The sequence below is a fragment of the Anabaena sp. AL93 genome (assembly GCF_001672085.1).
In the GTDB taxonomy this organism is placed as follows: Bacteria; Cyanobacteriota; Cyanobacteriia; order Cyanobacteriales; family Nostocaceae; genus Dolichospermum; species Dolichospermum heterosporum.
In genome coordinates this window covers 1-16,417 of record NZ_LJOU01000025.1, presented here as the reverse complement: position 1 = coordinate 16,417, position 16,417 = coordinate 1, and the positions used below count along the sequence as shown (strand labels likewise).

The 16,417-nt window shown below is 38.4% G+C and carries 14 protein-coding genes; 10 read left to right on the top strand and 4 right to left on the bottom strand.

Annotated elements, in window-relative coordinates:
- Positions 1 to 180 precede the first annotated feature (180 nt).
- A complete protein-coding gene (locus AN486_RS26650) occupies positions 181 to 324 on the bottom strand; it encodes a hypothetical protein (RefSeq protein ID WP_199924287.1) in 144 nt (47 codons plus the stop codon).
- Between the two features lie 155 nt (positions 325 to 479).
- Here AN486_RS26650 and AN486_RS08565 point away from each other — a divergent pair, with 155 nt between their 5' ends.
- The 5 genes from AN486_RS08565 to panD all read left to right on the top strand — a co-directional run bounded on the left by AN486_RS08565 (position 480) and on the right by panD (position 4,884).
- Positions 480 to 1,658 (top strand): MFS transporter, encoded by a 1,179-nt coding sequence (locus tag AN486_RS08565; RefSeq protein ID WP_053540021.1) that lies wholly within the window; start codon positions 480 to 482, stop codon positions 1,656 to 1,658.
- 159 nt (positions 1,659 to 1,817) lie between these two features.
- Positions 1,818 to 2,609 carry a DUF4231 domain-containing protein gene (locus AN486_RS08560; protein ID WP_290600174.1) on the top strand — a complete coding sequence of 264 codons (792 nt, stop codon included), beginning with the start codon at positions 1,818 to 1,820 and terminating at the stop codon, positions 2,607 to 2,609.
- Between the two features lie 203 nt (positions 2,610 to 2,812).
- Positions 2,813 to 3,001 (top strand): hypothetical protein, encoded by a 189-nt coding sequence (locus AN486_RS08555; RefSeq protein ID WP_053540023.1) that lies wholly within the window; start codon positions 2,813 to 2,815, stop codon positions 2,999 to 3,001.
- Positions 3,002 to 3,718: 717 nt separating this feature from the next.
- Positions 3,719 to 4,237, top strand: a complete 519-nt coding sequence (locus AN486_RS08550) for an inorganic diphosphatase (RefSeq protein ID WP_027404163.1) — start codon at positions 3,719 to 3,721, stop codon at positions 4,235 to 4,237.
- Between the two features lie 257 nt (positions 4,238 to 4,494).
- The gene (gene panD / locus AN486_RS08545) at positions 4,495 to 4,884 is read left to right on the top strand and encodes an aspartate 1-decarboxylase (RefSeq protein ID WP_027404164.1); all 390 of its coding nucleotides are present in this window, start codon (positions 4,495 to 4,497) and stop codon (positions 4,882 to 4,884) included.
- Positions 4,885 to 4,936: 52 nt separating this feature from the next.
- On the opposite strand, the gene AN486_RS08540 is transcribed toward panD, so the two are convergent.
- From AN486_RS08540 to AN486_RS08530, 3 genes are all read right to left on the bottom strand, one after another.
- Positions 4,937 to 5,974: an anthranilate phosphoribosyltransferase family protein gene (locus AN486_RS08540; protein ID WP_053540024.1), complete on the bottom strand. Its 1,038-nt coding sequence runs from the start codon at positions 5,972 to 5,974 to the stop codon at positions 4,937 to 4,939.
- A 109-nt stretch (positions 5,975 to 6,083) separates the two neighbouring features.
- Positions 6,084 to 7,013 (bottom strand): LysR family transcriptional regulator, encoded by a 930-nt coding sequence (locus tag AN486_RS08535; protein WP_168636551.1) that lies wholly within the window; start codon positions 7,011 to 7,013, stop codon positions 6,084 to 6,086.
- Positions 7,014 to 7,400: 387 nt separating this feature from the next.
- A complete protein-coding gene (locus AN486_RS08530; RefSeq protein WP_168636552.1) occupies positions 7,401 to 7,841 on the bottom strand; it encodes a ubiquinol-cytochrome c reductase iron-sulfur subunit in 441 nt (146 codons plus the stop codon).
- Between the two features lie 872 nt (positions 7,842 to 8,713).
- On the opposite strand from AN486_RS08530, the gene AN486_RS08525 reads away from it, so the two are divergent.
- The 5 genes from AN486_RS08525 (at position 8,714) to AN486_RS08505 (ending at position 15,907) form a co-directional block, all read left to right on the top strand.
- Positions 8,714 to 10,087, top strand: a complete 1,374-nt coding sequence (locus tag AN486_RS08525; RefSeq protein WP_168636553.1) for a CmpA/NrtA family ABC transporter substrate-binding protein — start codon at positions 8,714 to 8,716, stop codon at positions 10,085 to 10,087.
- A gap of 265 nt (positions 10,088 to 10,352) precedes the next feature.
- Positions 10,353 to 11,192 (top strand): nitrate ABC transporter permease, encoded by an 840-nt coding sequence (ntrB, locus tag AN486_RS08520; RefSeq protein ID WP_053540027.1) that lies wholly within the window; start codon positions 10,353 to 10,355, stop codon positions 11,190 to 11,192.
- A gap of 427 nt (positions 11,193 to 11,619) precedes the next feature.
- Positions 11,620 to 13,626, top strand: coding sequence for a nitrate ABC transporter ATP-binding protein (locus AN486_RS08515; RefSeq protein WP_053540028.1), 2,007 nt, complete (start codon positions 11,620 to 11,622; stop codon positions 13,624 to 13,626).
- 290 nt (positions 13,627 to 13,916) lie between these two features.
- Complete coding sequence (locus tag AN486_RS08510; RefSeq protein WP_039200832.1) at positions 13,917 to 14,759, top strand: nitrate ABC transporter ATP-binding protein; 843 nt, start codon at positions 13,917 to 13,919, stop codon at positions 14,757 to 14,759.
- A gap of 566 nt (positions 14,760 to 15,325) precedes the next feature.
- Positions 15,326 to 15,907 (top strand): Uma2 family endonuclease, encoded by a 582-nt coding sequence (locus tag AN486_RS08505; RefSeq protein ID WP_290600169.1) that lies wholly within the window; start codon positions 15,326 to 15,328, stop codon positions 15,905 to 15,907.
- The last annotated feature ends 510 nt before the right edge of the window (positions 15,908 to 16,417 follow it).

Below are 16,417 nucleotides of genomic sequence, written 5' to 3'. Positions count from 1 at the left end.
TTTGCGTTAGGTGGTTGAGTATTTTTTTATTTGGAAGTCCCTTAGCAATACAATTTCCTCCTAACCAATAAGGGAACACCAAAAAATAAATTACCCAATTTTGTGGGATGGGCATCCTGCCTGTCCTTGATGATTAACAGGCTTTTCAGCCCGCACCACAAGAAATTTTTGGGTATTTTTTTAATTGGAAGTCCCTAAGCGATCGCAAACTGCTGTAATAGCTACATAAGCGCCACAAATCGGCAAAAAAAAGCCAATCCAAGGAATCGTCAGTAACAGATGGGAAGGATCATACCAATAGGAATGCCATGCACCCATACCCATAATTTTGAATTGTCCATTATGGATTTGAATATGAACTCGTGAATGCAAGTGTTTTTCTGGCTTGCAAAGAAATCTCTGTAATTTAAATTTTATGAGCAGTAAGTAAAAGTCTGGTCAATGGTAAGATGACTAAAGATAAATATATTTAATCAAAAATGAATCGAATTTTTTGGATTACCGCCTTAATTGCCTTTATTAATTCCCTGAGTTTTACAATTCTCATCCCCATAATTTATCTTTATGGTAAACAATTTGGTTTAAATGATTTCCAAACCAGTTTATTATTCTCAACATATTCTATTGCTCAGTTTTTCGCCACTCCTGTAATTGGTAAACTCTCCGACAGATTTGGGCGGAAACCATTATTAATAATCAGTTTAGCAGGAACAGTAATTGCTAATACTATCGCAGGAACTGCCACAACAGCAATATTACTATTTTTCGCCAGATTTTTAGATGGTATCACAGGTGGAAATGCTTCAGTTGCCCAAGCCGTTATTTCTGATGTTACCAGCCAAAAAAATCGCGCTCAGGCATTTGGGATTTATGGTGCGGCGATGGGATTAGGATTTATTGTTGGTCCAGTTATGAGTTTAGTAGCACAGCAAATTTCTTTAGGAACGGCATTTTTAGTTTCCGGTGCAGTTGCTATGATAGCGATGTTAATGACAATCTTCTTATTACCAGAAACCTTACAAAATAAATCTCCAAAGGCTACGAATATCTTTGATTTAGGGTTAGAAAATTTAATTAAAGGATTTGCCATGCCAGGAATTGGCATTTTATTATTCATTAACTTTTGCACCGGGACAACATTTACCATGTTCACCTATGCCTTTCAACCATACTTTATCCAAGTTTTACATCAAAATAATAAATCTTTAACACTCTTATTTTTAGTTTTTGGCACATTAGGAGTAATCATGCAAACTTGGGGAGTATCTGTCCTCAGTCGTAAATTTAATGTTGTCAAGATATTATTTTTAGGCTTATTTGTTCGCAGTTTATCATTTTTGTTAATGCCTGTTTGGCCTAGCATCAATTATTTTATTGTAGTTAGCATCCTATTTGCGCTTTTTAATGCCCTAGTCCAACCCATGATTAGTACATTGATTTCTCTCAATGCTCGACCACAAGATCAGGGAACTGTATTAGGATTAAACGCATCCTATTTAAGTATTTCCAACGGTATTGGTCCAGTGATTGCGGGGATGATAGTTCACCAATCCCAACCCATTACCTATGGCTATCCTTTATATCTAGCAGGAGGTTTAACATTTTTGGTTTTAACCTTAGCCATAGGTACGCGCAAAAGATATAGCACGGCTATTTAAGCGTTAAATTATACTATTGACAATATTGACAGTTAGTACAACTTGTCAATATTGTTACTTTCGTGTAATATACATCATTGTTTGTAAAATTACTATTTTGCAACAACTTTTCTCAGTGACGAATTCAACATTATCCCAATAACTACACCAGGCAAAAATATGTTGTTTTTTTTCAAGTTGATTGATTACTTATTAGGCGCAGTTGCGATAACATCAGGCTTCATTATTTATGTTGATTCTAGTAATCCACAATATGTAACTGCTGCCTCCGTTGCTTTAACTGTTTCGATTGGTTTATTTCTTTTCAATAGACAATCGGTAAATAATGCTAAAAAGGAATCACAAAAAACTGAGCTTTCCAAAAAAGCTGAACTCTATACATCTCTATTAAGCAATGGTACTACATTGGACTATAATACAGTTTTGCCGGCACGAGCCAAAGCTTTAGAATATTCGCAAGAGTTGATTGACGACTATAAAAGTTCTCGAAATCTTGCCAGAACTCTTTACTATGTTTTGCAAATTTCTACCGTTATTTTGTCAGGTGTAACACCAATTTTAGTGTTGGTAGATAAATTAGAGGCAGGACAAAGTTGGTTAAAATGGCTGCCTGTTATTTGCCCAGCCGTTGCTTCCATTGTTGCTAGTATCGTTACCTCATTTCCTTTTGAGAAAAATTGGATGGCTGCTAACAAAGCCGTTGAATTATTAGAAGCTGAACAGGAAAAGTTTATTTTGGGAATTAGCCCAGCCTATCGTTGTTATGATATTTCAGAAGAAGGTAAACAACAACAAAGAGTAAGTCAGGCAATAGAACTATTTATTAATCAAGTGAATAATATTCACCTCCAACTAGTTCAACCAAACAGTGATTCAGAACAGGGAAATCAAGAAAAACAAGAGTCTCCACAATCTGAAGAATCAACTACAGCACAAAAAGTAGCTGTATAGTTTTGGTGTAATCACCAATTTAGGGGCGCAGGACATATCAATTTCTGGGCGCAAGCCCTGCGCCCCTACGGAATTTCTGAATGATCAAAAATGTCAGTTATCCCTGACATTACGCTTTATTGTAAAAAAATAGTTAGAATAGTATAGACACTCTTTTCCAGAGAGTCAACCTACTCGTGATTCTGAATTAATTGCAACTTTGTATGAATTTAAATAGCCCGTCTGCCAATTCTTCCGATACATATTCCCAGCGTTTGGCAGACATCGTGGGAACACTGATCGCTTTGATCACTCTCACTTTACCAGTATTTATCATTGCCCACTATTCTTCTGTTAATGTTGAAAACAATCAACCATCCTTAACTTACAATCTACCTATTCGTGGAGATTAGAATATACAGCAGAATTTAAGACTTAAAGCAGAGGATTAGGGGTAGGGAGTTTTCTTCTTGAGCCTTTTTTGTGGGTCATTTAGAGAACTCCACAAAAAAAATGATCCAATTTTGTGGGATGGGCATCCTTGCCCGTCCTTGATGATTAGCGGGCAATTCGTCCCGCACCACAAGAAATTTTGGGATATTTTTTTGATTGGAAGTCTCTAATAAACCTGTGCTGCATGAGTTGTCATTGCGAGTGAAAGGAAGCAATCTCTTGACAACCGATAAACCACCTAACGCAAAAATCTCTCAAACCCTTATTCCTCTGTGTCCTCTGCGCCTCCGTGGTTCGTTAATCAGGATAATTTATTTCTTGGAAGTCCCTCACTAAATTATTGGGTCTGACGCACCCTACAAGAGATAAAATCCACATTACATATTGAGTAGGGTGTGGTTCGGCAAGCTCACCAACCACGTCAGATAGAGGAAATCTGTTTTTTACCAAATTATTGGGTCTGACGCACCCTACAAGAGATAAAATCTACATTACATATTTAGAAAACTTTGTCAATGCGTAAGCACTAGGATCATCTTTTTTGTGGATTTCTCTTATGAAATTTACCAGTATTTTAGAAGGAATGTTGAGGAAGAGATCCACAATGTTTTAAGATCTTACACTGGGAGCGAAAATGGCTGCTACCGCTGATTCACTTTTAGTAAAGGAGTTTTATTGTGGATTTATCTTTGATTCCCGCCCAACCAAAGCCAGGTGTAATTAATGTCCTGATTGAAATTGCTGGTGGAAGTAAAAATAAATACGAATACGATAAGGATTTACAAGCGTTTGCCCTAGATCGGGTTCTCTATTCTTCAGTTAAGTATCCTTATGATTATGGTTTTATCCCCAATACCTTGGCTGATGATGGCGATCCGTTAGATGGTATGGTGATCATGGATGAGCCAACATTTCCCGGTTGCGTTATTGCCGCTAGACCGGTTGGTTATTTGGAAATGATTGATGGTGGCGATCGCGATGAAAAAATTCTTTGTGTTCCCGATAAAGATCCGCGCTATGCTCATGTATTGTCCCTTAAAGACATAGCCCCTCATAAACTGGAAGAAATTGCCGAGTTTTTCCGTAGTTATAAAAATTTGGAAAAAAAGGTAACACAAATTCTCGGTTGGCAGGATGTTGATAAGGTAGCCCCCTTAGTAGAAAAGTTCATTCAAGCAGCTAAAGCTAAAGCATAATAGACTATGGGTGATGGTAATGTGAATTACTCATTACCCACTAAGTAATTGGACAAAAATATTTACAGTCATTGCGAGCGAAGGGAAGCAATCATAACCCTTGGAATTGCTTCATTTCACTTCTTTCCATTCCCAATGACATTGTGTAATTAATTCTGTCTGACTACTTAAACCGATTATTCTGGAATAATTAGTAAGAACCTACTGATCTCATTCCCCCATCTCTCACTGGTTGCAAAAAAAAAATTTAAAATCAAATGCAGCGCACTCTCTTATCAGCAAAAATTCATAACTGTACACTCACAGCGGCAAATATTAATTATGTGGGCAGTATCAGCATTGACGAGGTTCTCTTGGCAAAAGCTGGTATATTCCCTTACGAGCAAGTACAAGTAGTGAATATTGCTAATGGCGAGCGTTTTATTACTTATGCCATATCCGCTCCAGCTAATTCAGGAGCTATTGAATTGAATGGAGCAGCCGCACGTTTAGGCGTAGTTGGCGATCGCTTGATTATAATGACTTACGGGCAGTTTACTATGGAAGAGTTAAAATGTTACTCTCCTACTGTTGTCATTGTGGGTGAAAAAAACCAGCTATTAGAAGTGCGACATTATGATGATCTGCTTAGTAAGCGGATTAATTAGGAATAGTAGGAGTCACCGAGTCAGGAGTTAGAAGAAAGAATGGATTATAAATTTAACTCAGCAACATCTTGATTTGGTGCAGTTTAGCAGCTAATAGACCACTGGTAATTAATTCGGCGGCTTTGTCTATACCAGCTTGCATATCTGGACAAATCCCACTGCGCCATAGGTAAAAACCACCATTCCAGAGGGCTGTTTGCATTAATTCGCTGGCTTTTCCTATCAAAACCCCTTGCATATCTTGAATGAGTTCTTCTGTAGTAGTTAGAGGAACATTTTTAGTAGTAAAGCCATATTCACGGGGTGAAAGTTGCAGACGGGTTAATGTTTCTGGATTTGATGAAGATAAACCGACAATGGCTGTGCGATCGCGTGGTAAGTCACAACTACCTTCTAAGCCCTTAACAAAAGTATATTTTGTCATCCCACGTAATCCTAAAGCGGCTTGAAACATTGCTTCCGTGGGTGGATGAACAAAACCGGCAATAATATGGGCTTCCCCCATGTATGGACACCAAATTAACTCCATTGTTGCTAATGGTGGACGTTTCCCCAATTGATCACGATATTCCCACAGAGTTTGATTTAAAGGAAAATGTTTGGGTGTGTAAATAAAGCCAATTCCTGTTTCTTCAAAAATCCCCTGGGTTTGTTCCAGTGATAAACCAGTCCAATCTATTCCTAAACCTTGCCAAATCTCGATTAAAGGTAAACCATATTTTGTGGGTAAGCGATCTCCGCCGTGCATAATTACAGGTTGACCCGCAGTAGCTAATAACAAAGCCGTAATGATATTGATGGGTGCAGTACGGGTTCTGCCATCATGGGGCATACCCAAAACGATGACAGGTTGGGCTATTGCCGACAATTTTGGACCTAGTTCATAGTAAGCATCTAACATTCCTGCTAACTCTTCCCCAGTAGGGCGCTTAATCCGATGGGCAATTAAAAACGCGCCAATTTGTGCTGGTGTCGCCTCAGATAATAACATCATTTTTGTCGCAGTAGCTGCTTCAGCACGGGTTAAATGATCTGATGTGTGACTTCCACTACCTACTTTTTGGATAAATTCCCGAAATTTATTAGTCATTTGTTAGTTGTTAATTATCAGTTGTTAGTGGAAAAAGGCAATTTTAAAGGAAAAGTGCTGTATAGGCTCAAATTGATCATGAAACTCCTTCCACAATTCTCTTTTACTCCTAACTCTTGCTAGAATTTCCAGGAATATTATCCTTGACAAGTTGCCAAAAATATTGTATGGGAGGAATGTGGAGACGATCTTGAGTTGTTACCATGACTACCTGACGAGTCAGGGGGGAATTATGACGTAAATTACTATTTTCACAGAGGGAACGGACAGCCAGAGTGGGGTCATATCTGGCTTCTATGAGTGCTGACTGGGGAAGTAAGGCAATGAGTTCTCCTTGACGAACTACCCCCCGAAAGGCATCTAGGGTATTTACTTCTAAAGCTGTTTTAAGTGTAGTTTTCATCTGTTCAAATTTATCTTGAATCAGACGTTGCATTCCATAACCATCCTTAAATACTACTTGAGGATAACGAATTAACTCTAACCAGGGGATAGATTCATATTCAGCTAGGGGATGATTGGCTGCGGTGAGGACTTCTATGGGTTCTTCGTATAGGAATTCTATAGCCATTTCTTTGCCTGTGATCAGAAAGCGATTGTGCATGACAATTGCTAAGTCTACCAAACCATCTTTGAGGACTTTCAGAGAGCGATCGCTTCCTAATGATGTAACTCGCAATTGGACATCTGGATAATGATGACAAAACTTTTGTAACACGGGTGGTAAGTAAGAAGCACAAACTGAGTGTATTGCCGCAATACATAGTTCTGGTTGCTTTCCTCCAATTAAATCTGTTAATTCCTGTGTAGCCAACTCCCATTCCTGGCAGATTTTATGTACACGAGGAAGTAATCGTTCACCACCTAACGTTAATTTGGCATGGGAGGTTCTATGAAATAGTTCTATCCCTAAATCTGCTTCTAATGCCTGAATTTGCCTACTAATGGTTGATTGAGTCACACCACATTGTTTTGCTGCTTGTTGAAAGCTGCCAGTTTGAACAATCGCCAAAAAGGCTTGCAACTGCTCTAGACGCATTTTGATTTAACCTAAGTATAAAATTATAGCTCTTATTAATTTAACGGGTTATTTGTATAATTTTAATTTAATTTAATTAATTGTCTAGTATTTAATTTACATAACCAAATTAGCAAAAATACTTGCGAATACTGAATTGATGTGTTGTATAGCGATTTATATAGCAGGGAACAGGGAGAAGAATGTTTTTCTGACTCCTAACTGGGCGCAAGACCTGTACTAACTGGGCGCAGGACTTGTACTAACTGGGCGCAGGACTTGTACTAACTGGGCGCAAGACCTGTACTAACTGGGCGCAGGACTTGTACTAACTGGGCGCAGGACTTGTACTAACTGGGCGCAGGCCCTGCGCCCCTACTTCCTGCTATATAAAATTCTTTAGGAAGATCAAGTTGCTTGGACTAAGACAGAACTACCTTCAATTTTGGCTTGGTAGGTTTTCAGTGGTTTTTTAGCGGGTCCGTCTTGTGCCTTGCCATCACGAGCAAATTTTGCTCCATGACAGGGACAAACAAATTTGCTTTCTTTGGCTTTCCAGTCGATCGTACAACCTTGATGAGTACAAGTTGGATTCACAGCAATCAAATTTTTTGCGGTTTTAGATGTGCCAACCACTAATACTGCACCAATTGGGGAATTTTCCACCAATAGTTGACCAGTTTTGTCTAATTGTGCCACCGTACCCACCTTTTGCCAGCCTTTAGTAGCAGCATTAGATCCAGGATTAGCTGATGTACTGGTTTCGGGAGAACAGGCTGCAATTGCGATAGGTAAGGAACTAGCTAAACAACCTAATCCCACCCAATTTATAAATTCACGACGTTTCATATTTGCTGGTAATCAGTATGTGATTTTTCGTCTATTATCACTGGCAAAGGTTGATCCTGTCATTGTTTAGCTATAATCCCCTTCCTATAACTAAGTAGGTGAACGGAAAAAACTGTAGACGCGGAGCGGCTTCTCATACAGCACCTCCTGCTGTTATGAGGTACAAAGTTTCATCGCCAATCCTGTAGGGGCGCAGGGTCTGCGCCCTTAATTGTATTGCATTCAACCTGCAACTGCTGTAAGAGTAATATGTAACGAAAAGTAAAGTTGCCCAAAACCTCTTTTGGAGTTCCCTTCCCATCACGACAATTTTTAACGCCAACCTACTTATATATACACAAAGCCAGTTTTACTCCTGACTCCTGAATTCTACTGTAGTAATTCTCCATTATCAAAAATGGTTATCATCAAATTTATCTATGGATGAAGATGTCATTCTATAGTTAACATCAGGATGGTCTATTTCTCTCCTGTTTTATGTGATTAAATCAACCTAAAATTACGGAAATCATAGTTGAGAATAATCGTTATCATCAATCAAGCAATATATATTAATAACTTGTCACAAAATTAAGTCCAGACTATAAATTTTTACTTATATGTCTAATCTAATATTTATTTAATAATTACCTTGCCAAGTTGATCCATTTCCCAAAAAAACCTGTAAACTGATTTTAATTGGTTCAGAGGTTGTTTTCCATCTTACCCAAAAACCCAAAGTAATTAAACTTTGCCCCCATACCTAAATCAGCTTTTTTATCTAGAAAAGGCAATTCTTTTATGGCATTAGCAAGAAAATATTATGATTTTGCTTGAATTTTAATGTCTAATTATGGCTAAAAAATAACTTTGTAAATGTAGGAGATTTAGTTATGTCCGACTTTTTGAATCAAATTACTCGCCGTAAATTTATTGTCACTGCTGGAGTTTCTGCCAGTGCCGTATTACTGAAAGGCTGTTTAGGAAACCCACCAGAAACCACTGGTAATTCTGTAAAATCTGGTGTTCAAGCAGTAGCTAATATTAGTGCCGAACAAAAACCAGAAACGACAAAAGTTAAACTTGGATATATTCCCATTGTTGAGTCTGCACCATTAATAATTGCTTTAGAAAAAGGCTTTTTTCAGAAATATGGGATGTCAGATGTCGAAATTTCTAAACAAGCTTCTTGGGGTTCAGCAAGAGACAACGTAGAAATTGGTTCTGCTGGTGGTGGTATTGATGGTGGTCAATGGCAAATGCCCATGCCACACTTAATTACAGAAGGAAAAATTACTAAGGGTAATAAACCAATACCCATGTATGTTCTTGCCCAGTTAGTTACTCATGGTAATGCCATTGCGATCGCCAACAAACATTTAGGGAAAGGTATTAGCTTAAAACTCGATGCGGCTAAACCCCTATTTGCCCAACTCAAATCCTCCACACCCTTCACCGCAGCTTTCACATTCCCTCACGTTAACCAAGACTTATGGATTCGTTATTGGTTAGCAGCAAGTGGCATTGACCCGGATACAGATGTCAAATTGCTGACAGTTCCAGCGGCGCAAACTGTCGCCAACATGAAAACCGGGACAATGGATGCTTTCAGCACTGGCGACCCCTGGCCATTTCGTCTGGTTAACGACAAAATCGGCTTCATGGCGGCATTAACAGCCGAAATTTGGAAAAATCACCCCGAAGAATATTTTGCCATGAGAGGTGATTGGGTTGACCAAAATCCCAAAGCCACAAAAGCCTTATTAAAAGGTGTCATGGAAGCCCAACAGTGGCTAGATAACTTTGATAACCGCAAAGAAGCCGCAGAAATTCTCGCCGCTAAAAAGTATTTTGGTTTATCTTCCCCAGCAGTTCTGGCTGACCCATACCAAGGTAAATATGACATGGGTGATGGTCGAACAATTGATGATAAATCAATGGCTGCTTATTATTGGAAAGATGCTAAAGGCAGCGTTTCCTATCCTTACCAAAGTCATGATTTATGGTTCATCACCGAAAATGTGCGTTGGGGATTCTTACCCAAAGATTACATTACCAATGGTGCAGCTAAAGCTAAAGAATTAATCAAAAAAGTGAACCGGGAAGATATTTGGAAAGAAGCAGCTAAAGAATTAGGAATACCCGCTGCTGACATTCCCACTAGTACATCTCGTGGAGTTGAAGAGTTTTTTGATGGAGTCAAATTCGACCCTGAGAAACCAGAAGAATATCTCAAGAGTTTAAAAATTAAAAAAGTAGGTGTTTAATCAATAGACCTGTCTGAAAATGTAGAGACATAAGTAATTGGACAAAAATATTTACAGTCATTGCGAGCGAAGGGAAGCAATCACAACCCTTGCGATTGCTTCATTTCACTTCGTTCCATATGGCTAACGCCACGCAAGACTTACGCAATGACATTGTGTATTAATTCTGTCTCACTACTTAGAACGTCTCTACACGGATTTTTAAAATGCAAATTTAATTTTCACAAAACACCCATTAATCATTCATAAATTAGAGGAAAAATCCATGACCATAGCCCAAAAACGTGCCACAAGCCCTAAATTAGAGAATAAACTTTTATCAAGTTTACAGAAACAACTTCCTGAACTTATCCCCCCAGCTATTGCCCTTTTAATTTTCTTAACTATTTGGCAACTATTTTCTTGGACTCCAGGGGCAACATTACCCGGACCAATTCAAGTTATTCAAGACACTTGGATCTTGATTTTGTATCCCTTCTATGACAAAGGAGGCACTGATAAAGGACTTTTTTGGCAAATCTGGGCTAGTCTCCAACGGGTTGCTATTAGCTATACATTAGCAGCGATTGTCGGTATTGCCTTGGGTGTTTTGATTGGTGTTAATAGAACCATGTCAAAAGCTTTAGATCCCTTGTTTCAGTTATTAAGAACAGTACCTCCTTTAGCTTGGGTTCCTATTTCCCTAGCAGCATTACGCCAAAACGAACCAGCCGCATTATTCGTAATTTTCATCACCGCAATTTGGCCGATTCTCATTAACACTGCGGTGGGTGTAACTCAAATTCCTCAAGACTATAACAACGTTGCTAAAGTTCTGCAACTTTCTAAAAAAGAGTATTTCTTTAATATCTTAATTCCTTCAGCATTACCCTACATTTTTACAGGTTTAAGAATTGCTATTGGTTTGGCTTGGTTAGCGATTATTGCGGCAGAAATCGTGATGTCCGGTATTGTTGGTATCGGCTTTTTTATCTGGGATGCTTATCAAAATAACAACGTTAGTGAAGTAATTTTGGCACTAGTTTATATCGGTGTTGTTGGTCTCATCCTAGATAAACTCATGGCTGCATTACAAAACTGGATTTTACCAAGTGAACAGAAATAGTTATTAGTCATTAGAGGTTGTTTGAAAAGTGGTATCCCGTAATTTTCATCACATTGTTACCCCCTTTCCCCTTGTAAAGGGGGGAAACAATAAAAATCTAGTTCCCTCCCCTTTATAAGGGGAGGGTTAGGGAGGGGTAAAATATTTGATACAGCAATCATAACTTTTCAAACACCCTCTTAGTCATTAAGTAGGTTAGCATTAAAAATTGTCGTTATGGCAAGGCAAGAGGCAAAAGGCAAAAGGCAAGAGTGAAGAGGGTTTGGGCGATTTTACTTTTCTTTACAAAGATTGGTTTTATTGTGTTTACCTACTTAGTCAGTGGTCATTAGTTAATAACAAAGAAATAACAACTGACAACTGACAACTGACAACTGACAACTGACAACTGACAACTGACAACTAACAACTAACAATTACCAAAATTATGTCTATATTTGTTGGCGTTGAGCAAATTGATAAAGTTTTTGAATTAACTGGTGGCGGTCAATATATCGCCCTCAAAGGTATTGACCTCCAAATTAAAAAAGGCGAATTTGTTTCTCTTATCGGTCACTCTGGTTGCGGTAAATCCACGCTTTTAAATATGATTGCCGGTTTGGATTTACCAACAGAAGGTTTAGTCACTTTAGAAGGACAAAGAATTAAAAAACCAGGACCAGATAGAATGGTCGTATTTCAAAACTATTCGCTTTTACCTTGGCGAACAGTAAGAGAAAATATCGCCTTAGCGGTAGATTCAGTATTGCATGGAATGCCCGCAGCCGAACGCAAAGCGGTTATTGATAGACACATAGATATGGTTGGTTTGCGTCCCCATGCTGATAAACAACCAGGGATGTTATCAGGTGGACAAAAACAACGGGTAGCTATAGCCCGCGCCTTGGCAATTCGTCCTAAACTATTACTATTAGATGAACCCTTCGGTGCATTAGACGCACTGACTCGCGGGAATTTGCAAGAACAATTAATGCAAATTTGTGAAGAAAACGAAGTTACCGCCGTTATGGTGACACACGACGTAGACGAAGCCGTTTTGTTATCTGACAGAATTGTCATGTTAACCAACGGACCAGAATCAAAAATTGGCGATATTTTAGAAGTTGATATTCCTCGTCCTCGCAAACGCATGGAAGTAGTAAAACATCCCAGCTACTACACCTTGCGAAGTGAAATGATTTACTTCCTTAACCAACAAAAACGCATCAAAAAAATTCGGGCAAGAAAAACTCCAGATATTGCCCGTCATGGTTTAGAAAAAGTTAATTTAGAAATCGGTTTCTTACCCCTTACAGCTTGTGCGCCATTAGCTATAGCCAAAGAAAAAGGCTTTTTCACCAAACATGGTTTAGATGAAGTTTCCTTAGTCAGAGAAAGCAACTGGCGCGGAGTCGTTGATGGCATCACTGGGGGTTATTTAGATGCGGCACAAATGCCGTCAGGAATGCCAATTTGGTTATCTTTAGGAGGCAATAAAAACGAACCATTACCAGTAGTTACCTCCTTAACCATGACTCGCAACGGTAACGCCATTACCTTAGCCAAACGTTTTTATGACGAAGGTGTACATAGCTTATCCGACTTCAAAAATTATCTCCTAAAAACCCGCGAACAAACACACAGAATGGGAGTAGTTCATCCCGCATCCATGCACAACCTATTACTACGTTATTGGTTAGCAGCAGGTGGAATTGACCCCGACAGTGATGTGGTTATGAAAAATATCCCTCCTGCTCAAATGGTAGTAGATTTAAAAGGTGGAACTATTGACGGTTATTCTGTAGGTGAACCTTGGAATTATCGGGCAGCAGTTGAAGGTTCAGGCTTTACCATTGCCACAGATTTAGAAGTTTGGTTAGGACATCCTGGTAAGGTTTTAGGAGTACGGGAAAACTGGGCAAATAAATATCCAAACACTCATATTGCCTTAACCAAATCATTATTAGAAGCTTGTCAATATTGTGCTGATCCCCAAAATGCCCAAGAAGTTAGACAAATTTTAGCAAGTCGGGATTATGTCAGCACCGACATTGATTTTATCCAAATTGAAGATCCTGATGGCATTAATACCTGTGATTTAGATCATCCCATGCGTGAGTATGCCCATCATCAATTTTATTCTGATTCTGCTATTAATCGTCCTAGCAGAACCGAACAAATCTGGATCATGACACAATTAGCAAGATGGGGAGAAACGCCATTTCCTCGCAACTGGGTAGAAATTGTGGAAAGAGTTTGTCGAGTTGGTGTATTTAGTACCGCAGCTAGAGAATTAGGTTTAGATATTAGCTACACTCGTCAACCAATTCAATTATTTGATGGTAAACCTTTCAACTCTGATGATCCTTTTGCCTATCTCACCAGTTTAGAAATTAAACGCGATTTTTCCGTCGCAGAAGTTGTTCTTGATGCACCGCGTAAAATTGCAGCTTAAACCAGATCCCCGACTTCTACTAAAGATTCATGATTTATTGACATCATCACATTAGAAGTCGGGGATCTTTCATCATAAGACCTCGCGGTAAGTGGGAAACGAGCGGGTCTTTTCCTCGTTTTTCCTCGTTCCCATACTCTGTTCCTCGTTTTCCTCGTTCCCATACTCTGTATGGGAATGAAGTATAGAAGGCTCTGCCTTCATTTTACCAGAGGCAGAGCCTCTTGATAGCATTCCCAGTCGGAGACTGGGAACGAGTTATTAAAAAAATTCAAAACTAAAAATTTAAAATGCAAAACCGCAACTTGAGAACTACCAACACAGCTACTAGCACAATTAGCAGTCAACCGTTTTTACAAATCCAAGATGTTTGTAAAGTTTATCCCACTAAAAATGGACCATTTACAGTTCTCGATGGTGTTAACCTCAACGTTGAACAAGGGGAATTTCTTTGCGTTATCGGTCACTCTGGTTGCGGTAAATCAACTTTATTAAACATGGTTTCCGGTTTCAACTTTCCTACCACTGGACAAGTTTTATTAGAAGGACAACCTATTACAAAACCAGGTCCAGATAGAATGGTCGTATTTCAAAACTACGCCTTACTACCTTGGAGAACAGCATTTGAAAATATTTATTTAGCTGTAAATGCAGTTTATCCAACTAAGCCAGAAGCAGAAAAACGCGCTATTGTCAGAGATCATTTAGCAATGGTGGGTTTAGCTGATGCAATGGAAAAGAAACCTATGCAAATGTCTGGGGGGATGAGACAAAGGGTTTCTATTGCCCGGGCTTTGGCTATTCGGCCGAAAGTGTTGATTTTAGATGAACCTTTTGGGGCGTTAGATGCAATTACTAAGGAAGAATTGCAAGAAGAATTGTTGAAGATTTGGGGTGATAATCGTTGTACAGTTTTGATGATTACCCATGATATTGATGAGGCTTTATTTTTGGCTGATAAGTTGGTAATGATGACCAATGGACCTCATGCAAAAATTGGGGAAGTGATGGAAATTCCTTTTTCTCGCCCTAGAGATAGAGCGAGAATTATGGAAGATCCTCAATATTATCAACTGCGAAATTATGCCTTAGATTTCTTGTTTAACCGTTTCGCTCATGATGATGTTGGTTAGGATATTTTGGGCGAACTAATGTTCGCCTATATTCCTAATTATTATAAATATTAACTTTAATTATGAAGATAAGTAGGTGAACACAATAAAACCAAACTGTGTAAAGAAATGTAAAATCGCCCAAACCCTCTTCACTCTTGCCTCTTGCCTCTTGCCTTTTGCCTTGCCATAACGACAATTTTCAACGCTCACCTACTTATTGAATGAATATTAATTAGTGATAAGTAGGTAAACAGAAAAATTTAAAGGTATATAACGGTATGTAAAGTTGTCTCAATGCGAGATTCTGATTGAGTTTCAGCCATTTTAAAAAATGCAATACCCCTCATTTTTATTTTGTTTACCTACTTAAATCAGTTTCATCATAATGAATATTAATGTTTCTCATAGCTAATTCATTCTAAAATATTCTCCTTTTTTGATATATTATTCACCAAGTGTTATGATTATACTCGTGTTAGCTTGCAGTTTTCACAGATATCATCTAAAATAATATAAAATTTACCACATGAAAAATGTATCTACTGTAGTTATTATCAAAACATGAGATAGCAAAAAAATAAACTATGCAAACTCAACAACGTTACTACACTACTGAAGAATATTTAGCACAAGAAGAACTTGCAGAATTTCGCAGCGAGTACCGAAATGGAGAAATAGTAGCAATGACTGGGGGTTCTCTTAATCATAATCAAATTGCCGGCAATGTTTATGCCTTTTTGAAATTTGCACTGCGGGGTAAAAGTTGCAAACCATATATCAGTGATTTGCGATTATGGATTCCGCGTTATCATCAATATACTTATCCAGATATTTTAGTGATTGATGGTGAACCACTTTTTCAACCGCAACGTAAAGATACTATTCTTAATCCTTGTTTAATTGTTGAGGTTCTTTCTAAATCTACACAAAATCACGACCGCACTGATAAATTTCGTTATTATCGCTCAATTCCTGAATTTCAAGAATATGTGTTAATTAGCCAATATGAAATCAGCATAGAACATTATAAAAAAGCTGAAGATGATGCTTGGTTATTTCGTGCTTATGAATCTGATCAAGATAAAATCTTTTTAGGTTCTATAAATTTGGAAATTCCACTGTTAGATATTTATGAAGATGTGAATTTTAAGTTGCAGGAAGATTGATAAGTAGTGAGACAGAATTAATTACACAATGTCATTGCGTAAGCGTTGCGTGGCGTTAGCCATATGGAACAAAGTGAAATGAAGCAATTCCAAGGGTTGTGATTGCTTCCCTTAGCTCGCAATGACTGTAAATATTTTTGTCCAATTACTTAAAAATGATTTTCAAAGATTTGAATATAAAGGATTGATATTTTCATTAAGAGAACTCCACAAAAAAATGATCCAATTTTGTGGGATGGGCATCCTTGCCCGTCCTTGATGATTAGCGGGCAATTCGTCCCGCACCACAAGAAATTTTGGGATATTTTTTTGATTGGAAGTCTCTAATAAACCTGTGCTGCATGAGTTGTCATTGCGAGTGAAAGGAAGCAATCTCTTGACAACCGATAAACCACCTAACGCAAAAATCTCTCAAACCCTTATTCCTCTGTGTCCTCTGCGCCTCCGTGGTTGGTTAATCAGGATAATTTATTTCTTGGAAGTCCCTCACTAAATTATTGGGTCTGACGC